Origin of the sequence: Mesorhizobium sp. CA14 (genome assembly GCF_020165195.1) — a bacterium.
Taxonomy (GTDB): domain Bacteria; phylum Pseudomonadota; class Alphaproteobacteria; order Rhizobiales; family Rhizobiaceae; genus Mesorhizobium.
On the sequence record NZ_JAIUHR010000033.1, the window covers coordinates 34,896 to 49,284 of the forward strand.

The 14,389-nt window shown below is 65.1% G+C and carries 12 protein-coding genes; 11 read left to right on the plus strand and 1 reads right to left on the minus strand.

Going from position 1 to position 14,389, the window contains the following annotated elements; genetic code table 11:
- The first annotated feature begins 124 nt into the window (after positions 1 to 124).
- The 4 genes from LB565_RS26035 to LB565_RS26050 are packed head-to-tail and all read left to right on the plus strand — an operon-like array spanning position 125 to position 5,179.
- The gene (locus LB565_RS26035) at positions 125 to 1,285 is read left to right on the plus strand and encodes an acyltransferase family protein (RefSeq protein WP_224589010.1); all 1,161 of its coding nucleotides are present in this window, start codon (positions 125 to 127) and stop codon (positions 1,283 to 1,285) included.
- On the plus strand, positions 1,282 to 2,388 hold the full coding sequence (locus LB565_RS26040; protein ID WP_224588969.1) for a glycosyltransferase family 2 protein: 1,107 nt from the start codon (positions 1,282 to 1,284) through the stop codon (positions 2,386 to 2,388). Before LB565_RS26035 ends, LB565_RS26040 begins: the two co-directional genes overlap by 4 nt.
- Positions 2,385 to 3,404: a glycosyltransferase family 2 protein gene (locus LB565_RS26045; RefSeq protein WP_224588971.1), complete on the plus strand. Its 1,020-nt coding sequence runs from the start codon at positions 2,385 to 2,387 to the stop codon at positions 3,402 to 3,404. Before LB565_RS26040 ends, LB565_RS26045 begins: the two co-directional genes overlap by 4 nt.
- The gene (locus tag LB565_RS26050; RefSeq protein WP_224588972.1) at positions 3,401 to 5,179 is read left to right on the plus strand and encodes an ABC transporter ATP-binding protein; all 1,779 of its coding nucleotides are present in this window, start codon (positions 3,401 to 3,403) and stop codon (positions 5,177 to 5,179) included. Before LB565_RS26045 ends, LB565_RS26050 begins: the two co-directional genes overlap by 4 nt.
- A gap of 41 nt (positions 5,180 to 5,220) precedes the next feature.
- Here LB565_RS26050 and LB565_RS26055 read toward each other — a convergent pair whose 3' ends face one another.
- Positions 5,221 to 7,146 carry an LTA synthase family protein gene (locus LB565_RS26055; protein WP_224588974.1) on the minus strand — a complete coding sequence of 642 codons (1,926 nt, stop codon included), beginning with the start codon at positions 7,144 to 7,146 and terminating at the stop codon, positions 5,221 to 5,223.
- A 278-nt stretch (positions 7,147 to 7,424) separates the two neighbouring features.
- On the opposite strand from LB565_RS26055, the gene fabD reads away from it, so the two are divergent.
- From fabD to gmk, 7 genes are all read left to right on the plus strand, one after another.
- A complete protein-coding gene (gene fabD, locus LB565_RS26060) occupies positions 7,425 to 8,366 on the plus strand; it encodes an ACP S-malonyltransferase (RefSeq protein ID WP_224588980.1) in 942 nt (313 codons plus the stop codon).
- A gap of 232 nt (positions 8,367 to 8,598) precedes the next feature.
- Positions 8,599 to 9,336: a 3-oxoacyl-[acyl-carrier-protein] reductase gene (gene fabG, locus LB565_RS26065; RefSeq protein ID WP_224588981.1), complete on the plus strand. Its 738-nt coding sequence runs from the start codon at positions 8,599 to 8,601 to the stop codon at positions 9,334 to 9,336.
- Between the two features lie 220 nt (positions 9,337 to 9,556).
- On the plus strand, positions 9,557 to 9,793 hold the full coding sequence (locus tag LB565_RS26070; protein ID WP_006203723.1) for an acyl carrier protein: 237 nt from the start codon (positions 9,557 to 9,559) through the stop codon (positions 9,791 to 9,793).
- Positions 9,794 to 9,827: 34 nt separating this feature from the next.
- A complete protein-coding gene (gene fabF, locus LB565_RS26075) occupies positions 9,828 to 11,090 on the plus strand; it encodes a beta-ketoacyl-ACP synthase II (RefSeq protein ID WP_224588988.1) in 1,263 nt (420 codons plus the stop codon).
- A gap of 152 nt (positions 11,091 to 11,242) precedes the next feature.
- Complete coding sequence (gene mltG / locus LB565_RS26080) at positions 11,243 to 12,490, plus strand: endolytic transglycosylase MltG (RefSeq protein WP_224588990.1); 1,248 nt, start codon at positions 11,243 to 11,245, stop codon at positions 12,488 to 12,490.
- 301 nt (positions 12,491 to 12,791) lie between these two features.
- Positions 12,792 to 13,682 (plus strand): YicC/YloC family endoribonuclease, encoded by an 891-nt coding sequence (locus LB565_RS26085; protein ID WP_224588991.1) that lies wholly within the window; start codon positions 12,792 to 12,794, stop codon positions 13,680 to 13,682.
- A 5-nt stretch (positions 13,683 to 13,687) separates the two neighbouring features.
- Positions 13,688 to 14,362, plus strand: a complete 675-nt coding sequence (gene gmk, locus LB565_RS26090; RefSeq protein ID WP_224512601.1) for a guanylate kinase — start codon at positions 13,688 to 13,690, stop codon at positions 14,360 to 14,362.
- Positions 14,363 to 14,389 lie beyond the last annotated feature (27 nt).

Genomic DNA, 14,389 nt, shown 5'->3' on the forward strand with positions numbered 1-14,389 from the left:
TCTGCAGTTATTTAGCGTACGCGAATATAGCTTAGGAGTGGGCAGGCTTGCGTTTTCCGTTGACCGGCACGGATGTTGCGGTCGGCGGCCCGGGTCACGTTGTCAGCGCCGGCGGCTGCGAATGATGGCCGGTGGTCGTGACCTTCAGCTTGACACGCTGCGGGCTTTTGCCGTCACGCTCGTTCTTTACGCGCATTTCCTTGCGCCCGGCGGCACGTCCTTCCTCGGTCACCTCGGGGTAAGGCTGTTCTTCACGCTTTCCGGTTTCCTGATCACCCGGCTTTTGCTGGAGGCGCGCGACGCCGCCCAATTCGCGGCCGGACCGGCGCTATATTCCTTTTATGCCAGGCGCGCGATCCGGATATTTCCGCCCTATTTCGCTGTGCTGGCCTTTGTCTGGTTTACCGATCTGGAACAGGCCGGATCGTCGCTCGCCTGGCATGCGCTTTATCTCTCGAACTTCTGGTACGCGCATCGCAACGAATGGACGCCCTGGCTGCTCTGCCATTTCTGGAGCCTCAGCATCGAGGAGCAGTTCTACCTCGCCTGGCCGCTGATTGTGCTTCTGGCGCCGCGCAGACGCATCGAGGCCATCACCATCGGCGTCATCGCCTTCTCGCTCGCCTACCGCTTCTACTGGCCGATCGCTGCCAACCCGGCCTTGGCCCGGGACCTGTTGCCGCCGGCCTCGATGGACGCGCTCGCCTGCGGTGCGCTGCTCGCCGTCCGCCGCGCCAGGGGCGCGGATGCGCCGGGTTGGGTGCGGCGCGGCTGGCCGGCCTTCGCGGCAGTTTTCCTCCTCGTCGTCTGGTCCGATCCCGGGCCGGCGGACTCGGCATGGGAATGGCCGCGCTGGTTTTTGGTGCAGGTGCTGCCGCTGGCACCGCTGGTGGCGATCGTCGCCGCCTGCTCGAACGGCTTTGGCGGCAGGATCGGCAGACTGGCCGAGCTGCCGCCGCTGCTGGCGCTCGGCCGTATCAGCTACGGCGTGTATCTCTACCACCCGATCCTGCTCGCCTATGTCGTCAAGGCGCAACCATGGATACCGCTCAATGTCTCGGAACAGGGACCTGGGCGCTTCCTCGTCGCCGGCGCCGCCACGCTGCTCGCCGCCTCGTTGTCATGGGTGCTTTTTGAAAAACCCGTCAACGGCCTCAAGCGCCATTTCCCCTATGTGGCGCCGCCGCGCGCACGCACGCCGAGCGAGGCCCGGGGGTTTGGAGCCACTTATCCCCGCGCAAAACCAGCCGTCGAACTGCAGCCGACGGACCGGAGCTATCCATGACGCGCCCGCTCATCTCCGTATTGCTGCCGGTGTACAACGCAGAACCCTACGTCGCCGCCGCAGTCGACTCGATACTGCGGCAAGACTACGATCGGCTCGAAGTCGTCGCCATCGATGACGGCTCCACCGACCGGTCGCTGGAAATCCTTGAGCGCTACCGCTGCGCCGACAGCCGCGTATCCATTATTTCGCGTGCAAACCGCGGGCTAGTCGCCAGTCTCAACGAGGGGCTGGCGGCGGCCCGCGGCGAGCTTGTTGCGCGCATGGATGCCGATGACTTCGCCTACCCATGGCGGCTGTCGCGGCAGGCCGCGCTGTTTGCCGCGCGACCCGAGCTCGGCTTCTGCGGCTCGGTGGTCGACATGCTGCAGCACGGCCGCATCGCCCGGGGCCGGCTCGACCCGGTTTTCCGGCTCGGGCTGCCTGTGCTGTCGAAATTTTTCACGATCTTCATGCACCCGACGGTGGTTTATAACCGCCGGGTCGTTGACGAGTCCGACCTCAATTACAACGGCTCCTATCGGCACGCCGAGGATTTCGACCTCTTCCGGCGGCTCGCCGGTCGCTATCCGGCGGCAATGATGCCTGAAAGCCTGCTCGTCTATCGCTTGCATTCCGGCAGCGTGACCAGCCGGCATGCTAGCGAGATGCGGCGCACGCATCTTCGGATTGTCGGTGAAAATCTCGAGGCAGAGGGACTGGCACTGAATAGCGGGGACCTGTGCGCCATCGGCGACGATGCTTCGCTCGACAACGTGCGCCGCGCAGCCGCCTTCATCCGCGGCCTGGAGGAGCGGATCGCCGAGTTACCGGCTGCGTCACGGCCGAGCTTCGAGGCCGGCGCGCTGAACCTGTTTTATTTCCTATACCAGCTCGTCAACGACCAGCAGCGGCCGGCGCTGACGCACGAGCTCTTGACCCTGACGGCGAAGTGGAACGTTATCCGCCGCCGGGAGAAATATGCGCTGAGCCCGGGTGCCTGGGCGCCTTGGCTGAGCCAGGCCTCAATGTGGGCCGGCCGGCGCGCGGACTGGATGGCCTACCGATTGAAGTCGGCGCCGGCGGCATCAGTGCTTGCGCCTTATCGGATGGGGGCGGCATGAACGCCGAGCGCCATCCCCTGCTGCGGCACCTCGCTCGGCCGTCGCCCGTCGGGAAGCGGCCGCAGGTTTCCTTCATCGTCTGCACGCGCGACCGCGCGTCGGTGCTCGAAGCCTGTATCGACTCGATCCGCGTCGCCTGCCGGGCGCATCCGGCTTTCGCCGCCGAGCTGGTGGTGGTGGATAACGGCTCGCGCGACGGCACGGCCGAATATCTTGCTTCGGCGGCCACGATATCCGACATTGCGGTGACGGCGATCTCTGAGCCGCGCCCGGGACTGGCGGCGGCGCGCAATGCCGGGCTGGCGCGGGCCCGCGGGCGCGTGCTGGTCTTCGTCGACGACGACTGCAGGCTCGACCGCAACTACCTGATCGACCTTGAGCGGCATTATGCGAGCGGCGAGAAATGGCTGATCCGAGGCGGCCGCGTCGAGATCGGCGACGAGCGCGACCTGCCCTTCACCATCAAGCGCTGCGACAAGCATGAGCGGCTGACGCGCGCCGTCCACCCGGGCGGCTTCGTGCTCGGCTGCAACATGACCATGCATCGCGACGTTGCCGCCTTGATCGGTCCCTTCGACGAACGCTTCGGCGCCGGCGGGTCGCTGCGTTCGGCCGAGGACACGGACTACCTGGTGCGCGCCATGTTGGCCGGCATGGCGGTGGAATACGTGCCAGACATGACGATCTTCCACCACCACGGCAGGCGCGGCCGCAAGGCAATCGACCGGCTGCATCGCGATTATCATTTCGGCAACGGCGCGCTTTGCCTGAAGCATATGCGCCGCGCACCCTTTCTGCTCCGCCACTTCTACTGGGCGATGCGGGCGGCCATGCGAGAGCTCATCGGTGGGCCGTGTTTCGACCGGGAGCTCAGGCTGTCGCATTGGCCGATTGTGCTGATGAATCTGGCGGGCGCGGCTAAGTTTGCGCTGCTCGTGCTTGCCGGACGTCCAAATCGGCAAGCGCAACGCGTTCAGGAAACCATCGAGGCCAGCGCGGAGGCCAGTGTGCGATGACCGGATCCAAATCCCCTGCCTGGTCGATAGTGCGGCGCGCGCTCGGGGGGCGTCAGCTCGGCCTGGTGCCCGTCGTCGTCGTGCTTGGGCTAGCCGGTGCCGCGCTCGAGGGGTTGGGCATCGGACTTATCATCCCGCTGCTCGGCGTCGTCATGGGGCATAGTGAGGCGACCGGCATGGCCGGCCTTTCCGCGCTGTTGCAGAAGGTCGGCGCAGGGCTCGGCGAGCGCGAGCGGCTGATCGCGATCTCGGCCGCGATCCTCGGCTCCATCCTGCTCAAGAACCTGCTCGCCTTCGCCAATTCGGTGCTGACTGCCCATATCTACGGCAAAGCCAGCCAGTCGATACGCGGTGCGCTGGCCGAGCGTCTTCTTGACGTCGGCTATCCCTTCTTTCTGAAACAGAGTCCCGGGCGGCTGCTCAACATCATCTCCAACGAATCCTGGCGCGCCTCCGACGCCATCCAGGGGGTGCTGGGCGGCATCGTCAGCATCTCCGCGGCCATCATCCTGCTCGCCTTCCTTCTCCTGCTCTCCTGGCAGATGACGCTTCTGGTGATGCTCGGGCTGGCACTGGTGCAAGCGGCGCATATGGGGCTGTCGGCACGCCTGAGAGCGCCGAGCCGCAGCGTTTCGGCACGCAACAGCGCTTTAGCCTCGCAGATGCTGCATCTGGTGCATGCCGGCCGCCTGATCCGCATCTTCGGCCAGGAGGCGCGCGAGAAGGCGGCGTTCGAAAAGGCATCGGACGGGGTGCGGCGGGCGGCCTTCCTGCTCTCCAGCCGCCAGGGGGCGCTGGCGCCGCTGACCGAGGTGCTGCACGCCATGCTGTTCCTGGCGGTGGTGATCGGCGCCTGGTTTGCCGGCTTGAGCTTCCCGCTGGTCGCGGCCTTTCTTATCCTGCTTTACCGCCTGCAGCCGCATGTCAGGACGCTGCAGATGACATGGAGCCAGCTGCAGGGGCTTTCCGGCTCGCTGGAGGAGGTGACCTGGCTGCTCGACCCCGAAGGCAAGCCGGCACCTCCTCAGGGCAGCCGGCCGTTCGCGGGCTTGAACGACAGAATCGCTTTCGAGCGCGTGAGCTTCAGCTATGCCAATGAGGAGCAGCGCGCGGCGGTGCTGCACGCTGCGAGCTTCGACATTGTGAGCGGCCGCTCGACGGCGCTGATCGGCCGCTCCGGCGCCGGCAAGACGACGATCGTCAACCTGCTCTGCCGCTTCGTCGAGCCGGATGGGGGCAGGATCCTCGTCGGCGGCGTGCCGCTCAGCGAGATCGATCCGGCCGACTGGCGCCGCAACATTGCGCTCGCTAGCCAGGAGCTGGAGCTGGTCGACGGCACCATCCTCGCCAACATCACCTACGGCAAGGACACGGCGAGCGCCGAAGAGGCCCGCCGCGCGGCCGAGCTTGCCGAGGCGCATGGCTTTATCGAAACACTGCCGCAAGGCTACCAGACCGTCGTCGGCTATCGCGGCGTCAATCTGTCGGCTGGGCAAAGACAGCGCATCGCGCTCGCCCGCGCCCTTGTGCGCGACCCCGATATATTGATTCTCGATGAGGCCACCAACGCGGTGGACGGGCTTTCGGAAGCCGCGATCGTCGAAACGCTAAAATCGCGCGCCGGCCGCCGCACCACGATCGTCATCAGCCATCATCACTCGACGATCTCGTTCTGCGACGACCTGGTGATCCTGGAGCATGGCCGGGTGAAGAAGCAAGCGCCATTCGCCGAGATGGCGGCGCTCAGCATGGATGAATTATATCGGCCGGAGTGAGGAGCGAACGCCAGCTGCCCCCGACTCCAGTCGCCGCCCGCTCAACTCGTATGCGCGACGAGCTTGTCCACCGTCTCGGGGAAGAAATCGGGCGCCGAGTGGCGCTTGCCGAACATCATGTCGTACTGGATGAGCCGGAAATCGTTGATCTGCGGATCGATCTGCTTCTGCCTCGCCCAATCCGGTGTGGCGTCGCCCGCGGACGACAGGAGCAGGTTGCGGTCGACCACCCGGTAACGCTCGCGCAGCGCGCCGAGGAAGCCGGTGTAATAGGGGTGGCTGATGCCGGCCGTGGTCAGGATATGGTAGGGCAGGAAGGCCGGGCTCACCGAGCCGATGTTCTCGACCGGACCGGAGCGGTTCGACCAGATGACCAAAGGTGTATCGTGGTGTTCGAGCGCGGCGTCCGCCGGCTCCTTGCGCGGTGCGACATTGTCCTTGAGGAAGCCGGTCTCGACATAGACGGGTCCGAGCGGCGGCAGGTGGTCGCCGAAGAAAGCGATGATGGTCGGCCGCTGGCGCGCTTTCGCCCAGTCGATCAGCCGCTGCAGGCCCCGGTCGGCGTCGGCCGAACCCTCGGTATAGGAAAGCAGCGATTCCCGCGCCCAGGAACTGATCGGCGCATCGACCGAATGCGTCGGATTGTAGTAGCGGTAGGGCTCGTAAGGACCGTGGTTCTGCAGGCTGACGGCGAACAGGAACACCGGATTGTCGCTGGCGTCTGCCTCGCGGATGATCTCGTCGGTCATCGCCGCGTCGGAAGCCAGCGGCCCGCGCTTCTCCATCGGCGGCAGCGTCTCTTCCGAGCGGAAGTCGTTGAAGCCGAAATCGGCATAGACGGCGCCCCGGTTCCAGAACCAGTTGGTGCCCGGGTGGATGGCGTGCGCCCGGTAGCCCTCGCTCTTCAGGAAGGTCGCCAGCGAGGGCGTCGGGGTGCGTACATATTGCTGATAGGGGATCGAGCCCGCCGGCAGGAAAGCGTTGGAAAAGCCGGTCAGCGCCTCGAATTCGATATTGGCGGTCATGCCGCCGAACTCGGGCGAGAACATCGAGCCGGAGCGCAAGGCGCGCACTGTCGGGATCGGGTCAGGCTTGATGGTGACGCCGGGCAGGTGCGTCGGATCCCAAAAGGATTCGCTCATCACCACGACGATATCCGGCTTCTCGTCCGGCACGGAAGCGGCGACGTCGGGCCGCTGGATCGCGGCGATCGCCTTTTCGGAATAGCCGGGCGGCGCCGAGACATGCGCCATCGGCACGTTCATCGCGAAGGCGAGCGCAAAGCCGTTGGAGGCGTAGTTCTCCTTCTGGTCCCACATGATCGGGATGATCTGCAGCCGGTCGCGCGTCCACGAGAAGGTGGCGTAGTCCATGATCGAGACGAAGAAGGCGAGCAGCGGCACGGCAAGCGCCAGCCGCGCCAGACGGCCCTTGCGGCTGAGGATCGGCACACGCCGGCGCCAGGTCCGCCAGCAATAGACGAGCAGCGTCAGGCCGCCGACGATGGCGGCGGCCAGCATGATGGCCGTCCACGGCCGTTCGCGCACCAAAAGCGGCATCAGCGCCATGATCTGGCGGGCAAACAGGAAATCCGTCGGATAGAGCGGGTCGCCGAGATAGTGCGATTTCTGGTGGCCGACAAAGGCAAGCGCCAGCGTCAGCGGCGCCACGATCATCAGGCTCTGATGGCTGCGGCCCAGTATGGCGTCAAGCCCGACCAGCACCAGCGCGAAGACGACGATGGTGGTCCACCCCGGCTTGAAGGGTTGCAGGAAGAAATCGACCGTGCCGAAGAAATCGCCGCGCACGATCCATTCGATCGCGAATACGAGCAGGGCGGAGGCAAGAAGCGTCGTCAGGCCGTAGCGTACGGTCGGCCATGTCCGTCCGGGCAGATAGCCGGTGGACGGATCGTCTTCCAAAAATCCCGGTACGGGCCTGGCCGCGCCTTTCCTGATCCTTGCCACTCTGTTTTCCCCCAGGCCACGCAACACGCCTTCCACGCCCGTCACGTTTCTGTCATCGAAATGTCACGCAAAGCTAGCGCCTGTGGCTGAAATAAGAAGAGCCAGCAACCCAAACGTGAGCGGTTTTCATCAGGTGTGATCGCCAAAAAGCCTTTCGGAACAGGGAGTCAGCCAGCTTTTCCGGCTGAAATACGGGTCGAAGGGCCGCCGGCGGGCTTGACTTGGCCGTCCGCCTTGCGCCAGAGGCAGGGTAAAACCAGCCTCTGGAGAGACTTCAAATGGCCGTCGCATTCACCTTTCCGGGACAGGGCAGCCAGGCTGTCGGAATGGGCAAGGACCTCGCCGATGCCTTCCCGGAAGCGCGCCGCGTTTTCGAGGAAGTGGACGCTGCGCTCGGCGAAAAACTGTCGAAACTGATCTGGGAAGGGCCGGAAGAGACTCTGACGCTGACCGCCAACGCCCAGCCGGCGCTGATGGCGGTGTCGCTGGCGGCGATGCGGGCGCTCGAAGCGCGCGGCTTCTCGCTGAAAGACAAGGTGGCCTATGTGGCCGGTCATTCGCTGGGCGAATATTCCGCGCTTGCCGCGGCCGGCTTCGTTTCGGTCGGCGACGCGGCGCGGCTGCTTCGGACCCGCGGCAACGCCATGCAGGCGGCGGTCCCGGCCGGCGAGGGCGCCATGGCGGCGATCATCGGGCTCGAGCAGGCCGATGTCGAAGCGGCATGCGCGGAAGCCGCCAAGGGCTCCGTCTGCCAGGTCGCCAACGATAATGGCGGCGGCCAGCTGGTGATTTCCGGCACCAAGGCGGCGGTCGAGCTGGCGGCGAAGCTGTGCACCGAAAAGGGCGCCAAGCGGGCGCTGATGCTGCAGGTGTCCGCCCCCTTCCACTCGGCGCTGATGACACCGGCAGCCGACATCATGCGCGACGCGCTGGCAGGTGTCGCTAAATCCGCGCCCGTGGTTCCGATCGTCTCCAACGTCACCGTGACCCCGACCAGCGACCCCGACGAGATCGCCCGCCGCCTGGTCGAGCAGGTGGTTGCCCGGGTGCGCTGGCGCGAGACGGTGGAATGGTTCGGCGCAAAAGGCGTTGCGACGCTTTACGAGGTCGGCGCCGGCAAGGTGCTGTCGGGCCTGGCGCGCCGCATCAACCGCGACATCGCCACCGGCGCGGTCGGCACGGCGGCGGAAGTCGAGGCCGCGCTGGCGGCACTTGGTTAGGACGACCGAACGCTATCCATAGGTGCGGTATGGCCAGATCAAAGCCAAGTCGGAGCAAAGTCCAGCGCTCGCGAGACCGTGAGGACTATCGCCTCGCAGCTGAGGTCGTGAAGCGCATCGGGCTTGGGCAGGAAGATATCCTTAATGCCGAAGATTTCTGACACGGTTTGGACGATTTAACGTATACGGAACGCGCATCGCCTGTGCGCATTCGCAAAAATGAGGTTGGAAAATGTTCGAACTGACCGGCCGCAAGGCGCTCGTCACCGGGGCATCGGGAGGCATCGGCGAAGCGATCGCCAGGGTGCTGCATAGCCAGGGCGCGACCGTCGGCCTGCACGGCACGCGCGTTGAAAAGCTCGAGGCGTTGGCCGGCGAGCTTGGCGATCGCGTAAAGCTCTTTCCGGCGGATCTGACGAACCGCGACGCGGTCAAGGCGCTCGGGCAGAAGGCGGAAGCCGAGCTCGAGGGCGTGGACATCCTGGTCAACAATGCCGGCATCACAAAGGACGGCTTGTTTGTGCGCATGTCGGACGCCGACTGGGACAGCGTGATCGAGGTCAACCTCACCGCCGTGTTCCGGCTCACCCGCGAGCTGACGCATCCGATGATGCGCCGCCGCCATGGCCGCATCATCAACATCACCTCGGTGGTCGGCGTTACCGGCAATCCCGGCCAGACCAATTACTGCGCCTCCAAGGCCGGCATGATCGGCTTCTCCAAGTCGTTGGCGCAGGAGATCGCCACCCGCAACATCACCGTCAACTGCGTCGCTCCGGGCTTCATCGAATCGGCCATGACCGACAAGCTCAACGACAAGCAGAAAGAGACGATCATGGCCGCCATCCCGACCAGGCGCATGGGCACCAGCGCCGAGGTCGCGTCCGCCGTCGCCTACCTTGCTTCCAATGAGGCGGCTTACGTCACCGGCCAGACCATTCATGTGAATGGCGGCATGGCGATGATCTAAGGGGGCGATGATCTGGCGGGAGGCCGGGGCCGGGCGCCTGTGAAAACAGCCATTTCGGCTTGGACGCCCGTCATTTTTCGTGTAATGCGGCCGCAACCCGGCGGTTCGGGCAAAAACCGGTCCTGTGGCGTTGCGTTGCCCGCAAGACCATCTTTCAGCTTGATTAGCGGCATTCCGCCCGCTAACGAAGATAGACAACCTAAGACGAGGATTGCCCCAAATGAGTGACACCGCAGAGCGCGTCAAGAAGATCGTCATCGAGCATCTCGGCGTCGATGCCGACAAGGTGACGGAGCAGGCGAGCTTCATCGACGATCTGGGCGCGGACAGCCTCGACACGGTTGAACTCGTCATGGCGTTCGAAGAAGAATTCGGCGTCGAGATTCCGGACGATGCCGCCGAGACCATCCTGACCGTCGGCGACGCCGTAAAGTATATCGACAAGGCCTCGGCCTGAGGTCTTTCGCAGGCATTATCGGGGAGGACCTGCGATGAGGCGTGTCGTCGTCACGGGCCTTGGCCTGCTTTCGCCGTTTGGCATGGGCGTCGAGCACAGCTGGCGGGAATTGCTTTCCGGCCGCAGCGCCTGCCGTCGTGTCACCGAATTCGAGGTGGACGATCTTGCCTGCAAGATCGCCCACATCATCCCGCGCGGCGACGGCTCGAACGGAACCTTCAATCCGGAGGCCGTGCTCGAGCCGAAGGAACTGCGCAAGATCGGCGACTTCATCCTTTACGGCATCGCAGCCGCCGACGAGGCGTTGGCCGATTCCGGCTGGAAGCCCGAAGCGCATGAGGACCAGTGCGCCACCGGCGTGCTGATCGGCTCCGGCATCGGCGGCATCGACGGCATCGCCGAAAACGCGATGATCCTGAAGGACCGCGGCCCGCGCCGCATCAGCCCCTTCTTCATTCCCGGACAGATCATCAACCTGGTTTCGGGCCAGGTCTCCATCCGTCATGGCCTGAAAGGCCCGAACCATGCGGTGGTCACCGCTTGCTCGACCGGCGCCCACGCGATCGGCGACGCGGCCCGGCTGATCATGTGGGGCGATGCCGACGTCATGGTGGCGGGCGGTGCGGAAGCGCCGATCACCCGGCTGTCCATTGCCGGCTTCGCCGCCTGCCGCGCGCTCTCCACCGAGCGTAACGACACCCCCGAAACCGCTTCGCGTCCCTATGACCGCGACCGCGACGGCTTCGTCATGGGCGAGGGCGCCGGAGTCGTCGTCCTGGAAGAGCTCGAGCACGCCAAGGCGCGCGGTGCCAAGATCTACGCGGAAGTCACCGGCTACGGGCTGACGGGCGATGCCTACCACATCACCGCCCCCGCCGAGGACGGCGACGGTGCCTTCCGCTGCATGACGGCGGCGTTGAATCGGGCGAAGCTTTCGCCGGCCGACGTCGACTACATCAATGCGCACGGCACCTCGACAATGGCCGACACGATCGAGCTTGGCGCAGTCGAGCGGCTGGTCGGCAATGCCGCCTCCAAGATTTCGATGTCGTCGACAAAGTCGTCCATCGGCCATCTGCTGGGCGCCGCCGGTGCCGCCGAAGCCATCTTCTCGATCCTCGCCATCCGCGACAACGTTGCGCCCGCCACCATCAACCTCGACAATCCGGAACGCGAGACGGCTATCGATCTCGTGCCGAATAAGCCGCGCCAGCGCCAGATCGACGTCGCGCTGTCGAATTCCTTCGGCTTCGGCGGCACCAACGCCTCGCTCGTGTTCCAGCGTTATAGTGGCTGAGTAGCAACCGGAGCAGTCGTACGGAGAGTACGCGGTTTCGCCTCCGGGATTGTTCAAACAATCGGCAGTCCGCCAACTGCCGTCATTTTTGCCAAATTCGCCCTTAGCTTTTCGGCGAGGGATTCGTTGCAAGATCAGACGGGCAGGGCGTCATGAACACTAATCCGAGCGACGGGGAATTCGGACGGCAAGGCGCGAAGGGGCCGATCGTGCCGAAGACCGCCGCCGAGGCGTTGCGCCCGGAAGCCGGCACGCCGCCGCCGTCGAAGCGTTCGCGCGCCTCGCGCAGCCAGGTCATCGTGTTCCTGAATTTCTTCCTCTCCTTGGTGATCCTGGTGGTGCTCGCCTCGGGTGCCGCGCTCTATTTCGGCATGCAGGCTTTCGTCGAGCCTGGTCCGTCCGCCAATGGCGACACCTTCATGATCAAGCCGAACACCGGCGTGCAAGAGATCGCCGACCAGCTCGAACGCCGCAGCCTGATCAGCGATGCCCGCATCTTCCGGCTCGGCGTTCGCGTCACCGGCAATGAATCGGCGCTGAAGGCCGGCGAATACGCCATCAAGCCGCGCGCCTCGATGCGCGACATCATGGAGCTCTTCAAGAGCGGCAAGTCGGTGATGTACTCGCTCACCATTCCCGAAGGGCTGACGGTCGAGCAGGCGCTGCAGCGCGTGGCCGATCAGGAGGCGCTCACCGGCGCCATGCCGGCGACCTTGCCGCCGGAGGGCAGCATCGCCACCGACACGCTGCGCTTCACCCGGGGCGCCACAAGGCAGCAGATGGTCGATAAGCTGATCGCCGACCAGAAGAAGCTGGTCGAAGACGTCTGGTCGCATCGCGCGCCCGACCTGCCGATCGCCAACATCGACGACTTCGTCACGCTCGCCTCGATCGTCGAGAAGGAGACGGGCAGGAGCGACGAGCGTTCGCGCGTCGCCGCCGTATTCCTCAACCGCCTGGCCAAGGGCATGCGGCTGCAGTCCGACCCGACCATCATCTACGGCCTGTTCGGCGGCAAGGGAAAGCCCGGCGACCGGCCGATCTACCAGTCGGACCTCGACAAGCAGACGCCTTACAACACCTACATGATCAAAGGCCTGCCGCCGACGCCGATCGCCAATCCGGGCCGTGCGGCGCTCGAAGCGGTCGCCAATCCGTCGAAGACCGATGATCTCTATTTCGTCGCCGACGGCAATGGCGGCCACGTCTTCGCAGCGACGCTGGAAGAGCACAACCAGAACGTCGCCCGCTACCGGGCGCTGCAGAAGAAGCAGGCGGATGCCGCCGCCAAGGCTTCCGGCCAGACGACGGCGCCGGCCGCTCCCGATGGCAACACCGATAGCGGCGACGCCGGAGACAAAGGCGAGAACGGCGATGCCGGCGGCGACGCAGCGCAGTAAGCGCAATGCATGTCGCCCAAAAGTGCGCAGCGGTTTTGGGGGAACGACATGCATCACTCTTCCTTACATGTCGCCCAAAGGTGCGCAGCGGTTTTGGGGAAACGACATGCATCGGACAGAGACTTGAAGCGCGTCGTCTGAATCCGTCTCGGCTCGATGCGCTTTAAGCTTGCCGCACGCGTCCTTTGACGCGGGGCCGTATTCATGTTTTTAGGGGACGCCGGCCGATCATCCGGCGATTTCTGGGGCGCGCAGCGCTGGGCCGCTGATTCCTTGGCTGCGACAGGGGGACGACAGGGCAATGAGCCTGCAAAGCATGACCGGTTTTGCGCGGTCCGCCGCCGAGAGCGACGGCACCTCGATCGCTTGGGAGGTGAAATCGGTGAACGGCAAGAGCGCCGAGGTGAGATTGAGATTGCCGCAGGGGTTCGACCGCCTGGAGACGGCTGTCCGACAGACCGTCCAGAGGCGCTTCGCGCGCGGTAATTTCCAGGCGACGTTGACCGTCGGCCGCGCCGCCGCAAAGCAAGCCCAGCCGGTGGTCAACGAGGCGTTCCTCAAGGACCTGGCGGGTCTGGCCAAGCGCTTGCAGGAGCAGTTCGGTACCCAGCCCGCCACCGCCGACGGCCTGCTCTCCCTGCGCGGCGTGCTCGACATTCCTGAAGCCGTCGAAACCGAGGAGGAGCGGGCAGCCCTCGATGCCGCGATCCTGTCGGCGCTCGAGGCGGCGCTTGACGGGCTGGAACAGGCGCGCCGCAGCGAGGGCGCGGCACTTGGCGCGCTGCTTGCAGGCCACATCGAGGCCATCGAGGCGCTGACATTGAAGGCCGAGGCCGATCCCTCACGCGAGCCCGCCGCGATCCGCGAGCGCATTTCCGAGCAGCTGCGTCTGTTGATGGACGCCTCGGCCAATCTCGACGCTGTCCGGCTGCACCAGGAAGCGGCCTTTCTCGCCACCAAGGCCGACATACGCGAGGAGATCGACCGGCTGAAGACTCATATCGCCTCGGCGCGGGTGCTGCTCAAAAGCGGCGCCGCCGTTGGCCGCAAGCTCGATTTTCTCGCGCAGGAATTCAACCGCGAATCGAATACCTTATGCTCCAAATCGAACGCCGCCGCAGTCACCGCGATCGGGCTGGAGCTCAAGGCGGTGGTCGACCAGTTTCGCGAGCAGGTTCAGAATCTGGAGTGACGGGAATGGTTGCCAAGGAGCCGACGGCCGCCAGGGACCTGGGGTCCCGTATCCGCCGCCGCGGATTGATGCTGGTGTTGTCCTCGCCGTCGGGCGCCGGCAAGTCGACGATCGCGCGCAATCTTCTGGAAAGCGATTCAAGCCTTGAGCTGTCGGTCTCCGTCACGACAAGGCCGCGTCGCGGCTCGGAGATCGAAGGCGTCCACTATCATTTCCGCTCCATGCGCGAGTTCGAGCGGCTGCGCGATTCCGACGCGCTGCTCGAATGGGCGGAGGTTCACGGCAATTGCTATGCGACGCCGCGCGAGCCGGCGGAGGTGGCCCTGGCCGAAGGTCGCGACATGCTCTTCGACATCGATTGGCAGGGCGCCCAGCAGCTCAAGGAGAAGATGCGCGCCGACATTGTCTCTATCTTCATCCTGCCGCCGTCGATGAAGGAGTTGAAGGCGCGGCTAAAGCGCCGCGCTGAGGACCAGGAATCGGTCATCGAGACCAGGCTGAAGAACGCTCGCCTCGAGATCGAGCATTGGAAGGAATACGACTTCGTCATCGTCAACGACGATCTCGACCGCGCCTTCGCCGAGGTCCGCGCCATCGTCACGGCGGAGCGGCTTCGCCGCGACCGTCGGCCGGGGCTGTTCGATTTTATTTCGGGCTTGCTGGACGAGAAGACGGGGTGAACGACTTTCCTTCGCCCCGTTTACGGC